21 protein-coding genes and 3 pseudogenes are annotated in these 24,627 nt (G+C 43.6%); 2 read left to right on the top strand and 22 right to left on the bottom strand.

Annotation, left to right across the window (positions count from 1 at the left end):
- Positions 1–10: 10 nt before the first annotated feature.
- The 18 genes and pseudogenes from MKP07_RS24155 to MKP07_RS24075 form a co-directional block, all read right to left on the bottom strand.
- Entirely contained in the window at positions 11–766 is a 756-nt protein-coding gene (locus MKP07_RS24155; RefSeq protein WP_240849610.1) for an alpha-L-rhamnosidase C-terminal domain-containing protein, read from the bottom strand.
- The gene (locus tag MKP07_RS24150) at positions 709–1,764 is read right to left on the bottom strand and encodes an alpha-L-rhamnosidase-related protein (RefSeq protein ID WP_240849609.1); all 1,056 of its coding nucleotides are present in this window, start codon (positions 1,762–1,764) and stop codon (positions 709–711) included. Before MKP07_RS24150 ends, MKP07_RS24155 begins: the two co-directional genes overlap by 58 nt.
- Positions 1,765–1,972: 208 nt before the next feature.
- Positions 1,973–2,365 (bottom strand): annotated as a pseudogene (locus tag MKP07_RS24145) (phosphodiester glycosidase family protein); the annotation flags it as partial.
- A 106-nt stretch (positions 2,366–2,471) separates the two neighbouring features.
- Positions 2,472–2,747, bottom strand: coding sequence for a hypothetical protein (locus MKP07_RS24140; protein ID WP_240849607.1), 276 nt, complete (start codon positions 2,745–2,747; stop codon positions 2,472–2,474).
- Between the two features lie 11 nt (positions 2,748–2,758).
- Complete coding sequence (locus MKP07_RS24135; protein ID WP_240849606.1) at positions 2,759–3,451, bottom strand: DUF4998 domain-containing protein; 693 nt, start codon at positions 3,449–3,451, stop codon at positions 2,759–2,761.
- Positions 3,452–3,493: 42 nt separating this feature from the next.
- A complete protein-coding gene (locus tag MKP07_RS24130; RefSeq protein WP_240849605.1) occupies positions 3,494–5,239 on the bottom strand; it encodes a hypothetical protein in 1,746 nt (581 codons plus the stop codon).
- 186 nt (positions 5,240–5,425) lie between these two features.
- Positions 5,426–6,549 (bottom strand): annotated as a pseudogene (locus MKP07_RS24125) (enolase C-terminal domain-like protein).
- A 123-nt stretch (positions 6,550–6,672) separates the two neighbouring features.
- Positions 6,673–7,446 carry an SDR family NAD(P)-dependent oxidoreductase gene (locus tag MKP07_RS24120; protein ID WP_240849604.1) on the bottom strand — a complete coding sequence of 258 codons (774 nt, stop codon included), beginning with the start codon at positions 7,444–7,446 and terminating at the stop codon, positions 6,673–6,675.
- Complete coding sequence (locus MKP07_RS24115; RefSeq protein ID WP_240849603.1) at positions 7,443–8,195, bottom strand: SDR family NAD(P)-dependent oxidoreductase; 753 nt, start codon at positions 8,193–8,195, stop codon at positions 7,443–7,445. The genes MKP07_RS24120 and MKP07_RS24115 overlap by 4 nt, the downstream gene beginning before the upstream one ends.
- A gap of 147 nt (positions 8,196–8,342) precedes the next feature.
- Positions 8,343–9,097 (bottom strand): annotated as a pseudogene (locus tag MKP07_RS24110) (SMP-30/gluconolactonase/LRE family protein).
- Between the two features lie 22 nt (positions 9,098–9,119).
- A complete protein-coding gene (locus tag MKP07_RS24105; protein ID WP_240849602.1) occupies positions 9,120–11,120 on the bottom strand; it encodes a glycoside hydrolase family 97 protein in 2,001 nt (666 codons plus the stop codon).
- Between the two features lie 61 nt (positions 11,121–11,181).
- A complete protein-coding gene (locus MKP07_RS24100; RefSeq protein WP_240849601.1) occupies positions 11,182–12,429 on the bottom strand; it encodes a DUF4998 domain-containing protein in 1,248 nt (415 codons plus the stop codon).
- Positions 12,430–12,439: 10 nt separating this feature from the next.
- Entirely contained in the window at positions 12,440–12,523 is an 84-nt protein-coding gene (locus MKP07_RS42885) for a hypothetical protein (RefSeq protein ID WP_394803692.1), read from the bottom strand.
- A complete protein-coding gene (locus tag MKP07_RS24095) occupies positions 12,505–13,632 on the bottom strand; it encodes a DUF4959 domain-containing protein (RefSeq protein WP_240849600.1) in 1,128 nt (375 codons plus the stop codon). The genes MKP07_RS42885 and MKP07_RS24095 overlap by 19 nt, the downstream gene beginning before the upstream one ends.
- 30 nt (positions 13,633–13,662) lie before the next feature.
- On the bottom strand, positions 13,663–15,219 hold the full coding sequence (locus tag MKP07_RS24090) for a RagB/SusD family nutrient uptake outer membrane protein (RefSeq protein ID WP_240849599.1): 1,557 nt from the start codon (positions 15,217–15,219) through the stop codon (positions 13,663–13,665).
- Between the two features lie 58 nt (positions 15,220–15,277).
- Positions 15,278–15,472, bottom strand: a complete 195-nt coding sequence (locus tag MKP07_RS24085; protein WP_240849598.1) for a hypothetical protein — start codon at positions 15,470–15,472, stop codon at positions 15,278–15,280.
- 106 nt (positions 15,473–15,578) lie between these two features.
- A complete protein-coding gene (locus MKP07_RS24080) occupies positions 15,579–16,658 on the bottom strand; it encodes a SusC/RagA family TonB-linked outer membrane protein (protein WP_240849597.1) in 1,080 nt (359 codons plus the stop codon).
- The gene (locus MKP07_RS24075; protein ID WP_240849596.1) at positions 16,655–18,772 is read right to left on the bottom strand and encodes a SusC/RagA family TonB-linked outer membrane protein; all 2,118 of its coding nucleotides are present in this window, start codon (positions 18,770–18,772) and stop codon (positions 16,655–16,657) included. The genes MKP07_RS24080 and MKP07_RS24075 overlap by 4 nt, the downstream gene beginning before the upstream one ends.
- A 250-nt stretch (positions 18,773–19,022) precedes the next feature.
- Here MKP07_RS24075 and MKP07_RS24070 point away from each other — a divergent pair, with 250 nt between their 5' ends.
- Together MKP07_RS24070 and MKP07_RS24065 are read left to right on the top strand one after the other, a co-directional pair.
- Positions 19,023–19,649, top strand: coding sequence for a cupin domain-containing protein (locus tag MKP07_RS24070; RefSeq protein ID WP_240849595.1), 627 nt, complete (start codon positions 19,023–19,025; stop codon positions 19,647–19,649).
- On the top strand, positions 19,625–19,897 hold the full coding sequence (locus tag MKP07_RS24065) for a helix-turn-helix domain-containing protein (RefSeq protein WP_240849594.1): 273 nt from the start codon (positions 19,625–19,627) through the stop codon (positions 19,895–19,897). The genes MKP07_RS24070 and MKP07_RS24065 overlap by 25 nt, the downstream gene beginning before the upstream one ends.
- 168 nt (positions 19,898–20,065) lie before the next feature.
- Here the strand turns inward: MKP07_RS24065 and MKP07_RS24060 are convergent, their stop codons facing one another.
- From MKP07_RS24060 to MKP07_RS24050, 4 genes are all read right to left on the bottom strand, one after another.
- The gene (locus MKP07_RS24060; RefSeq protein WP_240849593.1) at positions 20,066–21,499 is read right to left on the bottom strand and encodes a Gfo/Idh/MocA family oxidoreductase; all 1,434 of its coding nucleotides are present in this window, start codon (positions 21,497–21,499) and stop codon (positions 20,066–20,068) included.
- Between the two features lie 42 nt (positions 21,500–21,541).
- On the bottom strand, positions 21,542–22,663 hold the full coding sequence (locus MKP07_RS24055) for a 3-keto-disaccharide hydrolase (protein ID WP_240851039.1): 1,122 nt from the start codon (positions 22,661–22,663) through the stop codon (positions 21,542–21,544).
- Between the two features lie 103 nt (positions 22,664–22,766).
- Entirely contained in the window at positions 22,767–22,901 is a 135-nt protein-coding gene (locus tag MKP07_RS39405) for a hypothetical protein (protein WP_262919450.1), read from the bottom strand.
- 404 nt (positions 22,902–23,305) lie between these two features.
- The gene (locus MKP07_RS24050; RefSeq protein WP_240849592.1) at positions 23,306–24,274 is read right to left on the bottom strand and encodes an alpha/beta hydrolase; all 969 of its coding nucleotides are present in this window, start codon (positions 24,272–24,274) and stop codon (positions 23,306–23,308) included.
- Positions 24,275–24,627: the final 353 nt, after the last annotated feature.

Raw genomic sequence — 24,627 nt, 5'->3', positions numbered from 1 at the left:
GGGCAGTGATTTACTTTATAATACGAATCCCTTTCGGAGCCTTAACTACACTTATAACTTTCCCCTTACTATTTTTTGTGTGTTTTACATAGATGGGGCCGCGCGCAGTAGGATAAGTGCCTTCCGCAAAAGCCAGGTTGCCGAGGTTGGGTTTAACGCGGAAAGTTTTTCCACCAGGAGCCGCTAATTGAATCCCCAGTACATGCTGCGACAGCCAAACGGTAGGCCCTGAGGCCCAGCCGTGACAAAAACTGTGACGATGGCCCACGTAGCAATAGTCTCCGTAGGCTGCATGAATATCTACCTTACCGGGCGACATCATTTCATCAATTCGTCCTGCATTTTGCAACCAATCCATATTAAAATCTTCCCAGAAAGTGGTAGCACCTAAATCCAGCATAGCACCCCAATAAGTGGAGATAATCTCCATCGCTTCCTGGTATTTTCCTGCCTTCGCCATCGCTTCTAACATATAATAGCCGTAAAAGGTAGAGAAGTTTTTGGCGCCGCCCACCGATAACACATCATTGTAAGCTGTTTGTGGATCGAGCATGCCTGTTAGGGCCAGCAAAGCGGCTGCCTGCTTACTATTATTGTGAGGAGGTGTCACCGACCTAAGTTGAGATACGGTTGTCTTACATAATTCAGTCGTTTCATCATCCCCGATAATTGAGCTCAACTCGGCTCCTTTTTCGAGGCTCCAGATGGTCATTGCCTGTAAGCCTGCATGGATAGCAGCAGTATCTTTACTGGATGGCCAGTCCAAAAACGATGGCCGTCCATTTTTTCTTTTCCGTTTTGTACTTTACCTACAATCTGTTTCAGAAGCCCCTGTAAGTAATCTTTTTGTTCTTTCAGGTAAGTTAAATCACCATGATGCATATACCAGTCATAATGCAGAATGATCCACCACATGGAGTAGGTACTGATGCCACTCATCCAACCCGGCAATGGGGTTGTATTACGCGCCAGGTCCAAACTCTTAGGTACTACCTCGTTATATCCGAAAACAGTATTCACAGTAGATACTTCGGGATGCAGATCGCCCACCCAAACCAGCCTGTCACGCTTGATGCCATCCCAGAGGTAATCCTGCATGTTTAGATGTACTGTGTATGCGCCTGTTTGCCAGATCTTATTAAGTCGCTCATCACTGCTTTTAAAAGAGCCCAGGTAAGGAATATCCCTGTAAGTGGATACCGCCCGTACTTCTTTTAACTGCAAGACTGCGTCTTTATCTAATAGGTCAATCCGCACAAACCTGAACCCGGATTCGCCTGTTTGTGCCTTGCCCAGCCAGGGTAGCATAAGTTTAAAATCACGGATGGCATGATCATTCGTAGAACCATGTTCACCTAATTCTGCCATTACTTCACTTACCGACTCACCCAACCTTATACGGATAGTACGGGAACCATTAGGCGCCGGCCACATACCCGTTATAATTTCCAACGCTCCATGCAGCTCTTTACCAAAATCGAGCAAAATACTTGCAGTGTCTTTTCCTTTACTTTTAAGAATAACAATATTGGAATTATTCAGACTAGCCTGGCCGATTCCCTTTTGAGACAACTGCCCGGCGTGAGCAACTTCTCCTTTTTGCCATACAACCCTTGTGGGGTATACATATTCCCTGGTGAGAGGGCTTTTTATCTTTTGCGTTCCTCCTATAGGCTGAGCAAAACTGTTCAGAGACAAAACACATACACTGATCCATAAAACTAAAAGGGCATTTCTTTTTTCATTCAGAATCGTTTTATTCAATACTAATCTAACTTATATCTTAACAGACCAACCCCGGCGTTCGTATAAAAGGGTACTTTATGTGATAACAATCGTTGCAATATTAGACCTTACGGGTAAGCCGTTCGTTTACTTCAGTCATTGTATCGGGCTTAACAAATAAAATACTTTTATTGATACAATCTTCTATATAACTCTTATATATTTTCGAGCGGCGCAAAAACTCCGATCACTTTTCTACAATCGCAATGGCATTAGCAATCGCTCTCTCCGTGGCATCAGAAAAGCGGTTTGTAACGGCCAGTCCATTATTCTGGTTCACCACAATTGTACTGGACCCGCCTCCATCGAGGTTGGTTGCAAAACTCACATTAAGGCTACCTATCACTTTAGAAAGTTCATCGAGGGTCATACCTATTGAGTAATCATTTCTACGCCCATCTACAACAATCAAATACAGGATACGGTCATCTGTAAATCCCGCCATAGTTCTTGGATGCCGGTCAGTGTCGTTGTAAATTCTTCGTGTTTTATTCAGGTAGAGCACCGTTTCGCCCGCACCGATGAGGTTATGAAAACCGGCGTAATCTGTACCCGTTAATGAAGATGCCATACCCAGGGCTAAACTGCCATCTTTTTTGTACCAATATAAGAAGAATTAATACCGGCTTTTGAAAAGTTCTTGACCACATTACCCTCTACCACAACGGGCCCCCAGGGTCTCCCCTCTACAGGTGTCCAGTCAAAAAGTCTCCGTTCACAGCCGCCAGCACCTTCTGACCAGCCGCTGTGCGCTTTTGCGCCATCTGCCTAACCGTTTGTGTTTTAAATGTAGTAGCGTTATCCGGCATTAATGTACTAAGTCCTAGGCTGGCCTTACTTAAATCAGCCGCTATTATAAACAGACTCTGCGGGTTTCCAGTTGCCGTTTTAAACCTCAATGTCGAGTATTCCACGTGGTTATGCAATTTTGCTCTTGACTGTTCTGTTATTTCGCTTACCATGCCCGACTTTTCTATAATATACTTATTGGCAAGGCTGGCAAAATAAGCAGGAGCAGGTGTTTTAACGGGTACTGAAAAAATGTATCAACACTGTTGGCCGGTAAGTACATGGAACGGTATTCGAATGCCGTACCTTCTTTATACCCAGGTAACACAGAAACTCTATCTGCAATATACGATCGAATACTTGTTGTTTGATTGGACACATTAGTATAGCGGATCTCGGTACCTATATAATCTGTAGGAAAAGACCCGGACCAGGAAAGATAGGGTGTTTCATCCCTGATAAATACCAGGTCGGCCGCTGGTGTAGTTGCAAGACCTGAAATATGCGTATCGCCATAGGTTCTTGCATTTACAATTTGTGAGCCCCCAATACTACTTCCGTCTACACGTACAGCTTCCACTTTAAAGGTATAATACCCTTGCTCCAGGTTTTCAATAAATAAGTTGATGGAGTCGTTAACTGCCTGCGAAGCATTTATGCGGATCACCTCAGATGAACCGCTGTGCGTAACTAAAAAGGCATCGGCCCTACTATTACCCAGGTTAAAAGATAACTGAACTCTATTGTAACCCGATCTTATGGTCACCCTGGATATAACACCATCTTCAGATCCGGTTGACTTTTTATCGCAAGCATAAAGCTGGAAGAGGCCCGCCACTACAATTGCAAGCATCCATTTTTGGTAAACTCCTGTCATCTCTTTTTATTTATAAGTCAATTTTATTGAATGCGATTATTGTTACCTCATCTGTAACAGCAGATTAAACCTGCCGCCCGGCGCAGCATCTCCGTTCACGTACCAGTCCAGCGGGTCATTATTCTGCATATTATCTGACCATTTCATTTCAATAGAGAAATTGCCTGCCGGCAAACCGAGCGACCGGTAAGGAATTTCCAGCACCAGGCTATTATTATCAACGCTATGTTTGACACTACCCTGCGATTGCCAGCTATTGTTTACATAACGCTGTAATAAATGGCCTTTAACGACCCTGTAATCATACCCCAGCCAACCAGACTTGCAGGAGGCATCAGTATTCAACCATAATGTCATCCAGTTATCTCCCCTGGCTGAGGTTAAATTACCTACGGTACGAACAAAAAAATGCAGCCGGTCCCTGCCAGCAACTACTTTTAAATTGTCGATGTCATTTCTTCCCGAGGTATTTTTATATACAATCAGCGGCTCAGAGGTTGCAGCAGGATGATCGCGGTGTAAAACATCGCCGATATAATCCTGGTAAGCTACAGGTATACGATCCCAATAAATAGACTTACCACTTTTATCCTGCCTGTATATCACACCGGCATCATCAATACCTTTGTAACGCCTTATATTGGCCACCAGTTGCATATAGTAATGATCTCTCAAACCTGCTGTTAGCGAAGGTTCTATATCCCGACTATACTCGGGACTTGCCTGATCAACGAACAGTGACTGGCTGGTATCTTTTGACTGGGACCGCCACTTACCTGCCACCCACTCATTCCATCCTGTTACAAAAACAAAGGGAACATTTTGTTGGATCGCAAAATCCCATTGCTCCTGGATATTATAACCATAATGCAGATCGGCTGAAGGATCACCCGGCGCATTATTACGGAAGCTTCTGCCCCAGTTACCAGCCTTACCATAGAACGCCGAACCGCCCATGGATGCTTCGAGGTTGGGATGCTGTGCAGCGGAAACATTCACAATCTCCCGTTCTCCCTTATGATTGGTATACACATGCTGCGGGCGCTGAAATTCGATCCAGGGCCACCCATTTACCTTTTGCTTTTCGTTGGGCCATTGCGACTCTCTGAAAGTAAAGAAACCGGCATAATCAGACCCTGTAGCTTCTTTTGATACACCAATAATCAGGGGCTTTTCATCGAGGTAAAACCAGCTATCGGGATACCTGTAAGGGGCACCCTCTTTATAGTACTTATTGTAAATATCCTGCATAGCAGCGCCCGAAGCCGTATTGGTATAGTACACGACCTTTGGCGGATTTTTACGCTGTTTACGAACTGCTTCAATTGCTTTAAATAGTATAGCTGACTGCTCTTCATAAATCAGCCGGTTGGTCGCATCAATCACTAAAAAATCAACGCCAGCATCAGTTAACAACTGTATATTTTTCAAATGCACCCAATAATCATCGCCACGATAATAACCATAAACGGATTCACCCCAGAAATAATATCTACCTACTATTCCAGACCCACCTCCCCAGCCCGGATGATGAAAATCCTTAAATATGGCAGGATTCTTTTCATACATATCAGTCAGATCCCAGGAACGTTCAGAAACTTTTGACCGGGCATCTCCCTGCCATAGAAAATAAAACATACCCACCTGCCGGTTCTTTACCGGATCACCCACTACACTATTCTGAGGCAATACCCTACCCAGGTCATCTACACCACTTAAAACCTGACCATAGCAGATATGGCTCAATGGAAATATTATCAGTAAAAGGCTAAAAGGCAATCGGGACATATCTATCATTTTGAATATGGGGAAGCTAAATATGAACAGGTCAACTCATTTTACTGAGCCATCCATTCTTTTGAAGTGTTACTCGCAAGCTTCCAGGTCAAACTACCTATCCGACCACTATCTACCGTTTAGCAGCCAAAATCAAGCGGGCGTTCATTATTGTCAAGCAACATCCTTACCAATCCCCTACGGCACCATCTTTGTAAAAACACGTTGCGGCAACTCCTGTTCAAAGGGATGCTTCTTAATGATCGCCTCATTGATCTCAATACCAAGACCCGGCTTCGCAGAAGGGGTTACCGTACGGTTAGATTTATTGATAAAGAATCCTTCCTCTACTATTTCTTCCCGCCAGGGCACATCATTATGCACGGTTTCGCAAATAATATAATTGGGTGTAGCGAATCCGAATTCAAGTGAGGCAGCAGTACTGACAGGTCCCTGCGGATTGTGAGGTGCTATGGACACTCCATAAGCTTCGGCCATCGCCCTGATCTTTAGAGCAGCAGTCAACCCTCCGCAATGAACAATATCCGGCTGGAGGACACTGGCAGCCCGCAATGACAACAGATCTCTGAACGCATGTATAGACGTAAGTCTTTCACCAGTTGCGATAGGCGTTGTTACAGATTCCTGTATACGGGCTATATCTGTCATGTGTTCCGGCCAGCAAGGCTCTTCGAAAAATACAGACCGTAAGGCTCCAGTGCTTTTGCAAATTGCATTCCCATGCGCGGGCTGGGACGTGCATGGCAATCTACCATAATATCTACATCAACTCCTACGGCATCACGCATAGCAGCTACACAAGCTTCTGCATAGTGTATGGGTTGCAACCCTTCCAAAGTATCGGTAACAGGTACTGCCATTGACTTAAAAGCTGAAAATCCTTCAGCTACGGATTGCAATGCCAGCTCTGCAAACCTATTGGCATCATCAGGCTTCGTCTGGTAAAAATCCTCCATCTTTCCACCTCCCAGATGCGAATACAGACGGATAAAATCCCGTACTTTACCACCCATGAGTTCATGACTGGGAACATTGTGAATTTTACCCAGGATGTCCCAAAGCGCAATATCAATACCACTGATGGCCGTTCCTCTAACCACGTTATTACCATGCCAGAAGTGCTGCCGGTTCATCATCTGCCATAAATGTTCAATTCTCCTGGGGTCTTCGCCCACTATAAGTTGCGATACATCTTCAATTGCTCCTACCACCGAACGGGTATGCCATTCCAGGGTAGCTTCTCCCCAGCCCCAAAGACCGGGCTGATCGGTTATCACTTTTACGAAGATCCAGTTGCGCATACGTGCATTACATACATGCGTTTCAACACGAGTTATTTTCATTTGTTTTGTTTGCTTTAGTTCAGGGTATCATCCATTTAATAATACCTGCAATCTGATTTTGCTTACCCTTCCCAGGTCCTATTAGAAGGTAATAGTGAGGCCTCCATCTACCGTTATGACGGAACCAGTGATATAACTGGAATCCGGACCACATAAAAACCATATTACGCCAGCTATTTCTTCCGGCTCTGCCGCCCGCTTTAACGGAAGGTGATCATTCTTTACATAGTTATCTTTAAACCATTCAGAATCCAGCTCATTTCTGCCGTCTTCTTTTACTGACATGCCTGTGTTTACAAAACCCGGCGCTACGGCATTTATCAGTATATTTTTTTGAGCCAGCTCTACTGCCAATGAACGGGTAAACTGCGTAATAGCGGCCTTTGCCATTCCATAGGAAGAGCTCCCTTTTGCTACGCGGTTCCAATGTATGGAAGTAACGTTTACGATACGACCTCCATTTACAAGGAAGTGGATCAGCATCCTTGTTGCTTTAATGACCCCATACATCATTACCTGTAAAAGACTATCCCACTCTTCAAAATCAGACTGAACCACTTCAACTGATTTTGAGATACCAATCGAATTAACAATTGCATGCAAGGGGAAAAAGTCTTTCTCTATATATGTATGTAATTGCTCCAGGTCTGCTGGCCTTGTAACATCTAATTGTAAAGCCTGGTGATTCTCACCTGTTAAACCCGCTACTACATTTTTCACATTATCAATATCCGGGGCAGCGACCAGCACCTCCCATCCTTCTTTTGCAAAACGTTGTGCAGCGGCCTTACCAATTCCTGAGCTCCCACCTAATACGACTACTTTTTTCTCATTCCTGTTTAGTTTCCTGATCAATAAGTGGCACGTCCACCTGATAGGTCAAAGATAAAGCCTGTATTGAAACTCGACTCTTTTGATACCACCCAGGCGGCCATGGCTGCGACCTCCTCAACGGTACCCAGCCTTCCCATAGGTATCTTGCTTACCATATACTCTAATTGTTCTGCGGCGGTATTGGCATTCATAGTAGTTTTAATCACTCCCGGTGCCAATCCATTAATAGTGATACCCGTTTTAGCATATTCCTTCCCGACTCCTTTTACTAAGCCCATAACGCCCGATTTGGAAGATGCGTAACCACACATAAAAGGATTACCTTCTTTACCTCCGATAGATGACATCAAAAGTATTCTTCCATAGTTATTCTTTTCCATGGCTAAAATACTGTACTTCGTCATCAGAAAAGAACCTTTCAGATTAACATCGTATACTTTGTCATAATCACTCAACTCATAAGCGGTTATCCGGGTATTACTAGGTCCTACGATCCCTGCACAGTTTACCATTATATCAATTTTTCCAAAGAATTGTTCCACCTCATCCACTGCATCCCTTACCGCCTGTTCTTTACTAATATCGATGGAAATACCTTTTACTATATAATTCAGGCTGGTAAACTCTTTTACCGTTTCACTCAGCAAATCTTCATTAAGGTCTAAAATGGCAATTTTGCAACCTTCGTTGGCTAATCTTAGTCCTACTGCTTTCCCTATACCTTCTGCACCACCCGTTACTATCGCCACCTGATTTTCAAATCTTCTCATGATTCCGTTTTTATTAATTTTCAGTGTTTTTTACATTAAACCGGTTTGCAGGCAATCCTTTAAAACCACAGTGCATTGCTACAAACAGACAGCCCTCATCATTACCAACTGAATCTTCGTCCAACCTCTTATCCGTCCGGGCTGTTGTTATATAGAGGTCTTCATAAGTTGCTCCCCAAAGACACAGGAAGTAACATTAGCCACCGGAAGCCGAATAGCCGATAATTTGGCTCCGGTCAACGGGTTCCAGCGCGCTACCTGAAAGCCACCCCAGTGCGCGATCCATAACATCCCTTCGGTATCGATCGTCATCCCATCAGGAAAACCTTCATCTTCAGCTATTTCAATTACCGTTCTTTTATTGCTGATGCTACCCGTATCCAGGTCATAATCATAAGCAACCACTTTCAAGGTAGGCGTATCGATATAGTACATGGTTTGGTTATCTAAACTCCAGGCAATACCATTAGAGATCGTGACTCCGGGAATTTGTAAAGAGCAAATCCCCTCTGCTACGCAATACAGATTGCCTGCGCCGGTTTCATCGGTCAATGATTTGGTTCCAAACCAGAATCTCCCCTGGCATCACATTTACCATCGTTAGAGCGATTGGTTAAAAGGCGACGTTCCGGACCGGCTACTATAGATTGTACGCTTCCAGTTAAACGATCTATCCTTACGACCTCATCTTTCAAGGCTGCCAAAAAATCACCACTATCGCAAAGGGCTATACAACCCACCGGTTGCTCCAGCAAAAGCGTCTGCCGCTCCCCTGATACCGTATTAAATTCATGTATGGCCTGCCCCGATATATCCACCCAACAAATGGCTAATCGCTCAGCGTCCCAAACTGGTGATTCACCCAACTGGCAATTCAGTTCTAACAATTTTTGAATCGTCATCTTTACTAATTCGTTAGTCTTTTTAAATTTTCCGGAGCTTCATGGCAAATCCTCCGCCAGGCATCAGTTTTACTTTTAGCTTTTCTCCGGATTTTATATTCCTGATCTCGCGGTTATAATCGCCACCATTTCTGTCTGCGTTTATTCCATCGGTGAATAGCAGCATTTCATAATTACCTGCCGGTAGAAAATCCAGATCCATCTCCATCGTCCGTTCGTTCCAGTTAGTCATACCTGCTACCCACCAATCCGGGCCGCTTCTCCTTGCGAGAGCCAGGTGTTCTCTTAATTTACCATTGATGGTTATGGTTTCGTCCCAGCTTACAGGTACTGTTTTAATAAAATCAAAGCTCTCGGGTTCTTTGATATATTCGGAAGGGTTATCGCTGATCATTTGCAGCGGGGCCTTATACACTACGTATATGGCCAGCTGCCTGCAACGGGTACCATGACTCATAGGCTGATTACCGATTACCCTGAAATTGCCTTTGGCCGCATTGCGCATAGCACCGGGTGTATAGTCCATAGGCCCCGCCAACATGCGGATAAAAGGTATCGTAACATCATTATCTACCATATCTGTTGTCGCAGAAAATTTTGAAGTTTCCAAACCCATAACCCCTTCGAAATTTAAAACATTAGGGAACGTACGCTGAATGCCGGTTGGCTTATAAATACCGTGAAAATCGAGGATCATCTGATACTTGGCAGCTGTAGCTGAAGAACGATACACGAAATCTACCATTTCCTGATCATCGCGGTTCAGATAGTCTACTTTAAACCCTTTAACCCCTATTTCAGCATAATGCTTAAACGCTCTTTCCATATCTCTATCCAAAGGCCAGTAACCTGCCCATAATAAAATGCCGATGTTTTTTCTTTTTCCATAATCCACAATCTCTTTGATGTTCATCTCCGGCACCACTGCAAAAAGGTCTACTTTCTTCCGGTCAGACCATCCTTCATCCACTACCACATACTTCATATTATTAGCAGCAGCAAAGTCGATATAGTATTTATAGGTTTCGGTATTAACGCCTGTCTTAAAGCTAACATGTGTCATATTCCTGTCGTGCCACCAATCCCACATGGCCAGGCCCGGTTCGATCCAGGAAACATCTTTGATCCTGGACGGCTCAGCAAGCTTATATACCAATTCAGAACCAAGCATATCCTGGTCTCTTGTGGTAACAACGAAAACTCTCCAGGGGAAATTCCGCTTACCTGTCACTTTTGCTATATAATCAAACCGTTTATCTACCAGCATCTGTATATTTCTTCCGCCGCCCTGGTGCTTGGCATCGGGATAGGCGGCAAAATAGGAACTGAGTTTATTAGCGCCTTCAACACGATTCAAATACAACCCCGGATAAGATTCGAGATCAGACTCTGTGATGATCACCTTTTTATCTTTACCCGCGTCTATCACCAGGGGAAGAACGATCAACCTGCGGCTATCTATTTTTGAGAGAGGTACTACATCATAAAAATTTTCAAAGGCGGTTTCCAGCTGCTTTTCTTTAGGAGCAGGCTTATCTTTCGATCCTGACGTGTAATTAGTGAACGTTTGAAAATCTTCAGGAAAGTTCAGTCCCACTTCTTCACCCATGATATTGAAACCAGCTTCCCGCCTGTTCACAAAACGGTAAGCAGCCCCCTCATTGTACAATCTGAAAACCAAACCCCAATCGCCTTTAAACTCAATTGATACCTCCTTATACTGGTTCTGCAAGGTAGCCGAGGTACCGAAATGATAAGGAATCGTTTCGTTTTTTTCAGATCTGCTGATCTTCTTTACCACCGGGTTTACTCCCCATACTTCCCCACCGGCAAGAGTCATCGAAAGCCGGGCATTATCAACCAGCACATCGCCTGCATGTTGCATGGAATACGATATTTGTTTCCCTATTGAAAGCAGTAGCTTCAATTTCCCATCGGGAGATGCTATAGGGATCTGTCGTTGTCCCTTAGCAACCGTAATCATGAGCAATATTCCCGACAACATCCAACACAGCTTTTTCATTATGCGTATCATTTTAATTCTCGTCTTAATAAACCTCTGTTTGTTTTTTTATTTGCCGTGTTTACAGATCCGGTCCCATCAACTTGATGGCTCCTGCTCTGAAGGCCTGCTGGCCGCTTGTAAAGTTGATAAGTATACCAATAGACACCTGTGCGCTTTGCGGTAATGTAAACGTAATTTTTACATTGAATCTGTCTACACCGGTAACAAAGCTCGCGCTTGAAAGTGCCGAGGAAAGAGCGGTTACATTAGGCAAAGTGTTACCCAGGGCTGCCACTACATACCGTTCCTGTGTCCCGCGGTTCACAGCTGAAGTAGCGCCATCGGTAGTCCAAGTCACTTCATATTCACCTGCAGGTAAGGTAAATGTCTGGTAAATTTTACCATTATTGATTGCCGGGTCTGTATCACCCCATTTCTGTACGCCAAATGCACGTCCGCTGTTAATATTATCGTAACCTCCATAGATCTTGTTGCCCGTTGCTCCCTGGTTTAATACAGCGCTATTGATCGTCCAGTCTTTTAAAGTTCCGAAGCGGGCCCCGTCATACAATTCGGCCACAAAAGGCACTGAATAGTTTTTAAAGTACCTGGCGGTGAGATCTATTTTAGCAGGCGGTACGTAAGGTACTACTTCTTTTTTGGTAAATATGGTACGGAAAGTGTCGATCGCATTAGAGTCGGGGAGGAAAAGCGTTCTGTAAAAATAGTTCGTTCCCGATCTATAATCCTGGAAGAAAGTGGTATCTATATTCTTTCTTTCAAATCGATATACCGTATCGCCTTTGAGGTTTACATATTTTATCTCGGTGCCCAATGCACCAAGATTATCGTCTGCAATACCCCAGGCTAAAAACACCTCTCTGCTGCTTTTTTGCTGGGCCGCCAATACAGGTCTGTCTAATAACCTCGACCGGTATTTTGCACCATAAGTAGTACCGAATACTTCCAGTGGTACAGAATTATGGCCATCCTTATCGTAGGTTATGATGGTAAAGGAATAGCTGTTCTCAGGCAGATTATTGATCATACAGCTGATGGTATCCATACCTGCGCTTACCGGAACGACTATCGAATCGGCGCCTACGTTCCAGCTTATCTTTGCCTTCACAATACTGGGGTCTGGACCTTTGGGCCAACTGATCCTTATGCGATTGTCACCGCCATTTAATATCACTTTCGCCGGCCGGCCGGGATAAATGATACCGCCTTTTTCTAAATACTGCTCATAGGTGCTATCCATTTTTGTACAACCAATTATAAAGAAGAGCAAGCCCGCTAATGCCGTTAATAATATTTTCCTATTCATGTTAAACAGTTTAATTTACTTCACCCCAGAATGAAATTTCGGAAGTTTGTACCCCGCCGCCGGGTGCCCAGGTTTCTAATGTTTTAAAACGTATATATCTTGCAGGAAGGTATTTACCGGTTCAAAGTCGAAATCTTCTCCATTAACTACCGCATACTCCACGTCTTCGGCAGTGGTAGATCCAAAGGGCAGGCCTGAGGGTTTTACAGAAGTGAAAGAACCCATCAGTCGCCAGTTATTCCATCCGCCATCGGGATCGGGATTGTTACTTCCATAAATTTCAAATGATTTGATCATGGGTGCGATATAGGGATAAGCCCTGCGCTGGTAAACCTTCATCCGGCTGAATGTAGCTGTGAGGCCCATATCCAGCGTAAACCATTGAGGTACGGCATAAGTAGCTGAAACGATCCATACGTTTTCCGAGTTATTGGTGACGCCATCCCATATTTTTTCTATGTTATAGTTAAAAGTATTTTGCCAGGTATCTGTTGGAAGCTTCACCAGCTTGAAATTGGCTTTTGATATAAATGTTTCCGGTAAAGGCGTTATGTTTTTAACCAATGTATCTGAACGGTTGCCCCATCTGTCCCTTATAAAAAGACCAATCCTTCTTTCCTTATTGGCCATGCCCCTTGCCGAAAAAGCAGCTTTAGGACTACTGGTGAAGAACGTGGTAACGGGGGCCCAGGTGTCTTTGCCTGTTGAATCAGACATTACCACAATAGCCAGGTTTTCCCTGCTGGGATTTTCAAAAGCTACTTTTACACCCCCAAAAGTTGCTGAAAGATCAATCGTAGCAAAAACAGACAATACCGGAGGTGTAAGTGGCCTTACGCTTATTTCTAACGGGTCTGATTCTTTTTCATTGCGTCCCACGCTGATCAGCTTTATACTATGGTCCAGCATGTGTCCGAAACCTTCTACCCGAATGGTATCATAATACCTGGAAGCTTTCGCTTCCTGAACAACACCTGGCCTCAATTCATATACAGCTTTTACATAAGAAAGATTCACATCATCCGGTAGTTTATATTTTATAATGCCACCACCCGGCGTAGGCTGCACTACTACATCAAATACCTGGGCAGGCGCCGGCTTGGACATGTCCAGGTGGTCCAATCGCTCTGTTTTAGCACAGGAAGCTATCAGCACAACAGCCATTGTCAATAAGGTTATTAATATATCATTTCTACTTTTCATATTACCTAGTTATACGATTCACAGATTTGTTTACCAACCGGTGTTCTGCACCAGATTCCTGTTCACTAATATATATTCATCTTTTATGGGCCAGAAATAATCCCTGGTACCAAAGCGCTGATCAAAGATCACTTTAGGACGATAATAGGCAGAGGGGACTTTCTGCTTCAGGTCCCATCCAACAATGGGTTGATTAAGAAGAGACGCAGCATCTTTCCACCGCCTCAGATCCCAGAACCTTTGTCCCTCAAAAGCCAGTTCAATCAATCGTTCCTGTTTAATAATGCTTCTTAACCCTTCTTTTGATTGCGGTTTACCCGGCTGGTTAGAATAGGTTGCCCAGGAAGTCACAACCCCGTTCAGTCCGGCTCTTTCCCTTACCAGGTCTATATAACGAAAAGCGGTTTCGCCCGGACCATTTACCTCATTTAAGGCTTCTGCATACAGGAGGTATACATCGGCCAACCGCATAATGGGCCAGGGATAATTAGTAACTGAATAAGCAGTACCTGCACCAATCACATTTTGAAAGTGTACATATTTTTTGATAAAATAGCCGGTAATGGTCCCTCTGTCTGCCAGGTTACTGCCATTACGCTGGCTCCCCATAGCCTCGAGGTAAAACAATTCATCGGGTTTGGCGTCATCGTATTTCCCTTGCCCATACCAAACTCCGCCATCAAAACCCAGGTCGGCGTAGAAGCGCGGCTCCCTGTCAAAATGAAGACGGGCCGTTAAGTAGTTTCGTCTTACATAAAGCTGATCCTGTTCTGTAGCTTCTCTTAAAGCATATCTCGAACTATAGTCCCAGAATTTATCTTCTTCAATGGGCACACCATTGGCACTATAAAACTGTTCTGCAATTTTCATAGGTGGTGAGAGCTCCCCTCTCAATGGCCAGTTATCTAAAAATAAAGGATCAACAAATGTAGTGGCCAAAACCTGTACACTGCTGGAATTGGTTTGTGTATTGGCCCAAAGAATCTCACTGTTCCATTTTTCACACAGCGAATTCCTGATACTCATTTGTGTTGAAATGGTATCTGACAGATTATTGACACCAACCGTTGGCGCAAACATGTAAAGTTTGTAACCAGCGCTCTCACATACATCTACCGCTTCTTTGCAAGCTTGCAGCGCCCGCTCCCATTTGGAAGCCTGGTAAGTCGTATTGAATAAGGCTGCTCCGTTCGGATTTTTCAGGTCTACCTGGTCCTGGTTGCCATTAAATAAAGGGCTGGCGGCAGTAACGAGTACTTTCGCTTTAATAGAGAGTGCAATGGGAAGCGTCACTCTTCCGAGCTCATTCATGGGGTCGTTGATAGCGACAGGCAGGTATTCTACTGACTCATCAATCAATTGGGTAATATAGTTGAAACAGGAATCTACCGGATCCCTCATCACTTTCACTTCTTCCGGTGTAGCCGAAATGGGTAGGTTTTGTTTTACCAGTGGTATCGGCCCATACATTCTTACCAGTACAAAATGATAGTAAGCTTTTAAAAATTTCACTTCACTGGCCCAGCGTGCTTTTTCGGGCGCTTCCATATCGGGCACTTTATCGATATTCTCTAAAAAATATTGCAATCTCTTAAAGCCCGGTACATCGCCTGCCAGTTATCTCCATAAGGATTGGTAGCGTTCATTAATCCCTGGCTATGTTGAACATATTTCCTCCGTTGGTAATAATACGCCATATCTCATCGCCTCCCTGCATAGCCGGATCAGACCCGAAATCGCCGTTACGCGGCATATAAGAATAGCAGGTTGCCAGGAACTTTTGCGCCTGCGTTCTTACAGTAAATGCATTATCGAGGGTGGCTATATTATCCGGCACCACATCGAGGTATTTTTACACCCCGAAACCAGGATCAGCAACAACGCTAATCCGAAAATATGATGGATAGGTCTTTTATTTCTCATAACAATTTCCTTTATTGATGCTTCTAAAAATTCACGTTAAGTCCGATATTAAAAACCCGCTGTACCGGGTAGCCCAGCCCATTACCGGCCATTTCTACATCCCAGAGCTTAAACCTGCTGAAGGTGAGCAAATTGCTACCATTAACAAATATGCGGAAGTTGGTAGTTTTGATCTTGCTCTGCAGTTTAGCAGGTAATGTGTAGCCGAGCTCTGCCTGCTTTAAACGAAGGAAAGTACCGTCGCGCATAAACCAGGTGCTGGTTTGTGTATTATTGTTAATAATGGTGGTGCTTAGCCTTGGCCAAAGCGCATACACATCCTGGTTATCCTCTGACCAATGACTATTGGCATAAGCACCCAGCAACTGCGTCTGATCCACAAAAGGATAGGTTTTGGCTACATCTATCCAGAACGATTCATTGGTTAAGCCCTGGAAGAAAGCCGAGCAATCAAAGCTTTTATAACCCAAAGAAAACCCAAAGCCATAAACTATTTCAGGAACAACAGGATTACCGATCGGAACGATATCTGCTTCAGATATTCTTCCGTCCCTGTTTACATCAAGGTATTTAATATCACCGCCACGATATTCACCGAAAGGCTGGGCGGGCGAGTTGTAAGCTTCGTAATCATCTACAAAGAGTTTTTCTGCAATGTATCCATACCATTGATTGATAGAGTTGCCTACTTTATAACGATACGGTTCAGTGTATTGAGGTTCCTCGAATTTGCGATACTTGTTGGTAGCATAAGTAAAATTACCTCTTGCGGTCAGCCACCAGCCGCTATTCCAGTTATGTTTATAATCCAGTGATATATCCACACCCTGGCTGGAGGCTTCTCCCACGTTGGCGCGTATAGGTGCTGAAAGTCCCATAGTAACCGGTACATAACTTCTTGTCATGAGAATATTATTCCGGTACTCATAAAAGAAATCAGCCTGGATATTGATCTTATTAAATAAGCCTAACTCTATAGCGTAGTTTTGTTTTGCAGCTGTTTCCCAGGTAATGTCTTCATTGGCATACCGGCTCAAAGAAATACCATTGGCCGACCAGGTTTGATCTCTTCCGAAAATAGCTCTGCGGGCTGCATCATTCATGTTAACATTGGAAAGAAAAAGAAACGATCCTGTGGTGATCCGATCGCATCGTTACCCACATAACCATAAGTGGCTCTTAAACGCAGGCTCGTTACCACGTCTTTTATTGGTTCAAAAAACTTCTCGTTGGAAACGGTCCACGCCATACCGGCCGAAGGGAAGAATCCAAACCTTTTGGATTTATGAAACCTCTCGGAACCATTATAACCAAAGTTGAATTCGAGGAAATACTTATTATCGTAAGAATAAGTACCGCGGCCTGATACGCCCAGGTTCCTGAAAGGTAATGATAACTGCAGATCAGAAGCATTGGCATTGAGGTACTCGCGCATCATAAATACCACCAGGCCGCTCAGGCCATGCTTTTCATTAAACGTGCGTTTATAGTTCAGCATCGACTGCATATAGAAGGTTGAATTCACTACTTTATCGCCCGGCTCATAACTCAGGTATTCGGTAGCCGTGGCCGGATTCAGATTGCTGATCCCATAGGTATCAGTAAACTTATCATAGCCATTCAAGGTGTAGTAAAACGGGTTATAAGATCGCAACATATCAAAATAGGCATAGCGGTTCGTATTCATCATCGCTTCGAATGAAAGCCCCTCTGTTAAATAAGAGAAATCGTGTTTCAGTTCGAGTTGTGCAGCCATGGTAGAAGTTGAATAATCTCTGAACCCACGGGTCATATCAGCATAAGGATTCCGGTAATCCCCGTTACCAAAGTTTCCATACATAATATGCTTGATGTATTGCGTTTGCTCATCCTGAGGGAAATAAGCGGGGAATAAAACAGGATTGGATCTCACTACCCTTTCATACATGGCAGCCCCTCCGTAAATGGGTCCGGTGTAATCATCGAAATTACCACTCAGGCGTACTACCAGACCAGTTGTTTTGTTTACTTTGATATTAACATTGGAACGAAGCGAATAGCTTTTCAGATCAATATTGTTATTGAAGTTGTTGCGCTGATCGGCTTTTAGAACGCCATTGTCTTTATTAAAGGTACCCGAAACGAAATATTGCGCTACACCACCGCCACCACTTATATTCATGTTCATACGCTGGTTCATAGCATAATCTTTAAACATCATCTTGCGCCAGTCATTAGCGGGGTACACATACGGGTTGACTCCCAATTCGGTATTCATGATCTTTTCATCAGAATATAATACGGTGTTGGGATTCAACTGTCCCAGAGGTGTACGCGTGTATACCGCTTCATTGTATTGTTTCATAAACGTTACCGGGTCGGCAAGCTCCACATTGGTAGTGGGTGTGGATATAGAATTCTCTGCCCGTAAGGATAAAACAGCTTTTCCTTCGCGGCCTTGCTTGGTGGTAACCAGAATCACGCCATTCGCACCTCTGGCACCATATACTGCCGTAGCCGTGGCATCCTTCATAATGCTAAAACTGGCGATATCATCAGGCGTTAAGCGCGCCAGCTGTGTAGTAGTTACTTCCATGTTATCGATAAGGATCAACGGATCAACTTTGTAGCCAAACGTGGTAACACCCCTGATGAAGAAATCGGCATTATCCTGGCCAGGTTCACCACTTCGCTGATAGGCGATAATACCTGCAACTCTTCCCGCCAATGCGGTAGTAAGGTTACTTGATGGATTTTTCTTAAACTCTTCCGCATTGATGGAAGTTACCGAGCCTACCATATCGCTTCGCTTCTGTTTACCGAAACCCACGATCACAACCTCATCCATATTGCTTTGCTCTCTTACCAGCACAATCGACTTGGCGCTATTATCTTTTACTACCACTTCCTGCGTAACAAAACCCACAGCTGAAAATACCAGCACGGCTTTTTCATCTTTTACTGTAATGGTAAATGCGCCACTACTGTCGGTAACCACTCCGTTACTGGTACCTTTTTCCAGTATATTCACACCGGCAAGATCATTACCCTCATCGCTCATTACCTTACCTGACACCTGTAATGGCAACCAGACATTAACGAAGCCGGGAGCGGGTTCATTGGCATGCAATGATTCAATGCTGAGTGCCATTATAAACAGCAGGAATAGTTTTATCCATCCGGGGCACATCAATAAAAGAGCCCTTCCGGAGCCGGACTGCAGACATCTTTTCTTCATAAAAATTTACTCTTGGTTGTTAATACAATTCAATGGATTGTATTACTGATGACAAAAAAATCGCTTTAACAATTAAGGAACAAGTATCGTTATTGGAAGACAAAAATATCTTTTTAGAACACCCGTTTCCTTCACTATTTTGCATAAATTGTATACTTTATTAACAATAAACGGCAATATATTGACTGCTTAACATACAAAACAAATATTTTTACACCGTACACCTGTTTTCCTGATAAAAACGATTGATTTGAAACCTCAGCTCCATAAATTGCCTGTAAACCCTGATGCCAGCTTCATCTATAAAGAGCTCATTATGGAATTTTTCCCCATGCAGTGGCATTTTCATAAAGAATTCGAGCTGGTACTAATAGACAAGAGTACCGGAACAAGATTTATAGGTGATAATGTTAACCGTTTTGAGGATGGGGATCTCTGCCTGATAGGCCCACAGGTTCCTCATTTTTACAGGAATGATGATGTATTCTATCATCAGAAACATACACTTTCTGCGCAGTCTATTTTTATTCACTTTACTGAAGACTTCCTGGGTAGAGATTTTTTGCTGATACCTGAAATGAAGCAGGTAAAAACACTACTCGAAAGGTGCTGCTATGTTTTGGAAATACAGGGGACCACCAAAGAAATTATTATCAGCAAACTCTATGCTATGCGGGATGAGACACCGCCGCAGCGCCTGGTCAGCCTGCTGGAAATGCTGATCATTCTTTCTGAAAGCAAGGAACTGGAACAACTGTTAACTTTTGATTTTTCGGCCAGGAGCAATGACAAAACACAAAAGATCACGCAGGCAATAGAGTTTATCTTAAAAAACTTCAAGCAAAAATATATGTGGACACCATTGCCCAACAGCTGAATATGAGTGTACCCGCCTTCTCCAGGTATTTTAAGACCCATACACGAAAAACTTTTACCGACTATGTGACGGAAGTGAGGATTGCGCATGCCTGCAAGCTGATCACCGAAAATCAATTTTCCATTTCTGAAATAGGGTACAAAAGCGGTTTTGATAACCTGTCCAACTTCTATCGGCACTTTCGTAAGATTCATGGACTGATACCCAAAGATTATCGCAAACGTTTTTTAAGCAATAAGGTCGAATAATGAGAGGCTGGTTAGTTCCTGAATGGCGTTGAATCAGCCAGGCTATTTCTCAGATTTAAAACCTGCGGGCCTGCCTTATAAAAAGCGTACCCGATTATCAGTATGATAACCAGGTACGCCGTGAGTTCCAAAGAAAGTGCTTTTAAATGCTATCGCCCGTAAAATGACTTAAACCTTATAATATTGTTCCCAACCCTTCCTGGGAGGAGCTCCTTCGAGGAGGGAATTGGCAATGCTGTGATTGGTTATTTTCTTTTTAGCCCTGTCAAACTTCAGTTGCCCGTTTGTTTGCTGTGCTAATACACCAAGCGAAAAAACCTGGCTCAGCGGGCCCGCTATTTCGAAGGGAGACCTGGTTTCTTCCAACCCCTTGCAGGCCAGTAAAAAGTTTTTATAATGATTGGAAGTTGACTGAGGCACCTGCGGCAGCTGCGACTGCAGGTCTTTAGCTTTCTGCTCCGGAATAATAGACAAGGTACTACCATGTGATGCACCTTTAAACGTAAGGTCTTTAGAGTAGATGATCTTACCGGGATTCAGTTTAACCGGCTCCATGGTACCGGTGCTTGGTGGTGGTATATTGGGATCGAGTCCCGAAACGCCATAGCCCTCAGGTATGGGTGGGAGATTATCAATGCCATCGTACCAGGTAATCGTTACAGGCGGCTTATCTCCTCTTTTAGGAAACTTAAATTCGATGGTACTAGACATGGGAAAGAAAAAATTATTGTGACCGGTTGATTTCAATGAATTGACCTCCTCCGGCAGACCCAGGTCCAGGAACTGGTGCGCGGTATCCAGTATATGAGCGCCCCAGTCGCCCAATGCCCCCATGCCAAAGTCGTACCAGCATCGCCATTGACCGTTGACAAAATCTTTGTTATAGTTATGTTGTTTTCGTACAGCGCTATGCCATAAATCCCAGTCCAGGCTGGCCGGAGTAGACTCCATCGCGGGAAAGCTTTTAATAGCAGGATCCCAGCCATGCCAGCGACGCGGACTGTTCATGTGTGCGGTAATATTCGTCACATCCTTAATAATGCCGGACTCAACCCAGGTTTTGAACTGAAAATAATTGGCTTCCGAATGCCCCTGGTTACCCATTTGTGTCACTATATTATTATATTTCCTGGCCGCTTTCATTAACAGCTCGTTCTCGCGAAACGTACGTGCCAGGGGCTTTTCAACATATACGTGTTTTCCCAGCATCATCGCATGCATGGTAATGGGAAAATGAGAATGATCGGGCACGCCGATGCAAACAGCATCTATCTGGCTACCTATTTGATCAAACATCTTTCTAAAATCCTGGAATCTTTTGGCGGCAGGAAACATGTTCATCACTTTAACGGTTTGAGGAGCGCCCATATCCACATCACATAAGGCCACAATATTGGCCAGCCCCGTTTTACCGAATTCTCCAATAATTTCGCCACCCCTGTTTCCAATCCCTATGCAGGCTAGATTCACTTTTTCATTAGCGCCTGCTATCAGGCCCTTTGATGCTTTTAGAAATGATGGCAGCAGAATAAGTCCTGTGGCGCTCAGCGATGTTTTTCTTATAAAATCACGCCGGCTATTATTGTTTTTTATTGAACCCATTTAAATATAACATTTACTGATTTACAATTTTTTACCAGTCGGCTATTTCGACAAATCCCTGATCTTTATACTTCTGAAACTCACCTCGTTGCCATGGTCCTGCAAAAGAATATGACCTTTGGCTGCTTCACCAAAATGACTCCAGTCCTTATATTTGCTCCCGGCTACTAACTTCCTGAAATCTGCTGAACCTCTTACAAATTCAACCAACGGTATTCCATTCAAAAAATAAGTAACCTGGCCATTTTTTTGCGCCAGTACTCGTCCTGTATTCCATTGACCAATGGCCTTGAAAGCCCTGGGGTCTTTTTTAGATGCAATAAGATCGTATAGCGAGGCCATCGTACGATTACCCTCTTTTCCCAATTTGGCATCGGGGTGCAGCTTATCATCCAATATCTGGTATTCGGGGCCAATGGCGGATCCTCCACTCTGTTCTTTTAAAGTCACGTAATATTTGACGCCACTATTGGCACCGGGTGTTAATTTAAATTGAAACGTAAGGTCAAATGCCGCATACTCTTTATTGGTTACAATGTCTCCGCCATTCGTAGATTCAGCACCATCGGAAGAGAGTACTTTAAGCTCCCCGTTTTCGATGCCCCATCCTTTTGAAGGAAAACTATTGCCTTTAGCACTCCGCCACCCCTTCGTGGTTTTTCCGTCGAATAACAAAGACCAACCCTGGCTTTTTTCAGGGGCCGATAAATTATTGGGGATATTATTAACCGTATAAACATTTTTAACAGGCGATAACTTTACATCGCTGGTATTAACCCTAATGTTTTTCCAGTATATCTTTTGTCCTCCAATCTTACTGGCTCCAATACTGTGCACCTGTAATGCTATATATCCGCTGGTATTCACTGTATCTACCAGAATGGCTGCAGGTGTACCATTGATAAAGGTTTGCGTTACTACACCTTTACATTCAATTCTCACTTTATTATATTGCCCCGTTTTGTAGGCCGATCTTGCTGCATCATTTAGGTCAAGAGGATACAGCCATCCCCTGCGTGCCTCATCATATATACCTCCTGTCCAGGCGCGCGGCGAAGGATCCAGCTCGTATTGATATCCGGAAACCTTTCCTTTGCCATTGGCTGCTGAAGCATCGTAATTACTCCTGAACTGGATGCCTGAATTAGTAGCTTTGTCTTCTATTTTTACATCCAGCTCCAGGATAAAGTCACTGTATGTTTTATCGGTAAGTAAAAAGTATTAGGCGTATTCACCACTGTAACCCCAACGATAGCATTATCTTCTATCACATATTTAGCGGCACCGCTACCTTGTTCCATCCGGCAAGCGTTTTTCCGTTAAATAGCGATTGCCAGCCTTTTTGGGCATGCGAGCTGATGCCAAATGCCAGTAATAAGGCTGCACCTATTATTTGTTTCATGTATAATATTTAGTATATTGTTTTAACCCTCTTGTTTGATCGTTAGACATATTACTTCATGCCCAGTAAAAGCATCTGCAACCACGAGTATCTTGTCAGCTACAGAAGCCATTCAGCAACAAAGTGCCCATTTATTTTAAAGAATGATTATGGCAAATCTTTACATTCATACCCATCACAAAAATGGTATCTGATGGCACAAAAATATTGCAATCGCTTATCGCTTTATTTCACTATCCTATACAAATTATGTACTTTATTAACAGATAACGATTCAGCTACATCAAAACAGCGTCATTAAAAGTCAATAAAAAGATATATGGTTAGCGATTAACTATCGGTTATCCTATCCAAAATAAGAATCACGCAGATGAAGCGCTTCAGGAATATCGCCTGAAAAAGATTTATACTCGTGTAAATAGGATTACGGCTGCACCGATGAACGATACAACAATAACAGGGTGGATTAGTATATGTACTATTCCATGAAAATACAGGTGGAGATTGTCGTTATTGCTTATAAGATTCTTTTTTATCCAGCTAATACAGTCATCAATCCATTGAAGCTGGGCCTCTTTGTTGAATACTCCATAACCATGTTTTCCCTTCTCATATAAGAACAGTTCCACCGGTACATTTTTCTGTTTTAGCGCTGCAGAAAAATACAGGCAGTTTTTCACGTCTACTACTTTATCGTCCATACCCGAGGTTATATAAGTGGGCGGTGTTTGCTCTGTTACATTTAGCTCATTTGAATATTTACGGATCTTCTCAGCGGTTATATCTGGTCCTACCAGGTTTTTCCTGGAACCCAAATGCGCCAGGCTATCTGCAAAGCTGATCACCGGGTAAACGAGGATCATAAAATCCGGTCGCAAACTTGTCCCCTTGGGATTCTGCAATTTTGTCTCTGTAAATTGAGTACCTACGGTAGATACCAGGTGCCCGCCGGCAGAGAAGCCCATGATTCCAATCCTGCTACCATCAACCTTATAAAGCTTTGCATTTTCTCTTACGTACTGAATGGCTCGTTGTGCATCTGTCAACGGTACCCACTCCTTGTGATCCATCTTTTTATCGTTGGGTACCCTATAATCTACAAGGAAAGCTGTTATGCCAGCCTCATTCAATTTTTTACAAGCTGGAATTCCTTCTACCGTATTGGCCCTTCCTCCGTATCCGCCACCCGAACACACCACAACAGCTGTTCCCTTTGCTGTATTTTTTGAGGGGCGAAAGACGGTTATTGTTGGCACTTCTGTACCCTCTTTGGCAAAAGGGATTTGACCATCCGAATATAAGTTTATTTTTTCCTGGGAGAAACCTGTCAGCATGAGCAGGTTAGTGAGGATAAGGGCGGCTATCTTGCGCATCGTTAAAATGTTTACAATTTTATTCCCGGCAAGATATTAAAATTATTGTTTACTGTTGCTGTCTAAACAGCACTAAGGGTGTATTTCAATTTTTCGCTAAAGTCGTGCCGTCCGAAGTGGGGCGTCTCGGAAATAGTAGAGATTTCCTCGGGCGGATGCATGAATCATTAATATATCGCTGCGATGCAGCTCTACCCCGTTTGTGATTATTGTTTTACTAAAATATCGCAGCTATGCTGCTTTTATTATTATGATCATTGCTGCATAGCGGCATCGTATTAATAGCTACCATAATAATTCGTCAGTTATCTGAGCTGCGTAGCAGTGATATATTCTGTTTCAAACAAAGAAAA

Origin of the sequence: Paraniabella hibiscisoli, assembly GCF_022512515.1 — a bacterium.
In the GTDB taxonomy this organism is placed as follows: Bacteria; Bacteroidota; Bacteroidia; order Chitinophagales; family Chitinophagaceae; genus Niabella; species Niabella hibiscisoli.
The sequence above is the reverse complement of the archived record's forward strand: the minus strand, read 5'-3'. Positions and strand labels throughout refer to the sequence as shown.

Bases quoted from the DNA above. Each gene is read 5' to 3' on its own strand.
- MKP07_RS24140 (WP_240849607.1), bottom strand. From the start codon at position 2,747: ATGGTAAGCGAAATAACAGAACAGTCAAGAGCAAAATTGCATAACCAC.
- MKP07_RS24135 (WP_240849606.1), bottom strand. From the start codon at position 3,451: ATGACAGGAGTTTACCAAAAATGGATGCTTGCAATTGTAGTGGCGGGC.
- MKP07_RS24130 (WP_240849605.1), bottom strand. From the start codon at position 5,239: ATGTCCCGATTGCCTTTTAGCCTTTTACTGATAATATTTCCATTGAGC.
- MKP07_RS24115 (WP_240849603.1), bottom strand. From the start codon at position 8,195: ATGAGAAGATTTGAAAATCAGGTGGCGATAGTAACGGGTGGTGCAGAA.
- MKP07_RS24105 (WP_240849602.1), bottom strand. From the start codon at position 11,120: ATGAAAAAGCTGTGTTGGATGTTGTCGGGAATATTGCTCATGATTACG.
- MKP07_RS24100 (WP_240849601.1), bottom strand. From the start codon at position 12,429: ATGAATAGGAAAATATTATTAACGGCATTAGCGGGCTTGCTCTTCTTT.
- MKP07_RS24095 (WP_240849600.1), bottom strand. From the start codon at position 13,632: ATGAAAAGTAGAAATGATATATTAATAACCTTATTGACAATGGCTGTT.
- MKP07_RS24080 (WP_240849597.1), bottom strand. From the start codon at position 16,658: ATGAATGATGCAGCCCGCAGAGCTATTTTCGGAAGAGATCAAACCTGG.
- MKP07_RS24075 (WP_240849596.1), bottom strand. From the start codon at position 18,772: ATGAAGAAAAGATGTCTGCAGTCCGGCTCCGGAAGGGCTCTTTTATTG.
- MKP07_RS24060 (WP_240849593.1), bottom strand. From the start codon at position 21,499: ATGGGTTCAATAAAAAACAATAATAGCCGGCGTGATTTTATAAGAAAA.
- MKP07_RS39405 (WP_262919450.1), bottom strand. From the start codon at position 22,901: ATGAAACAAATAATAGGTGCAGCCTTATTACTGGCATTTGGCATCAGC.
- MKP07_RS24050 (WP_240849592.1), bottom strand. From the start codon at position 24,274: ATGCGCAAGATAGCCGCCCTTATCCTCACTAACCTGCTCATGCTGACA.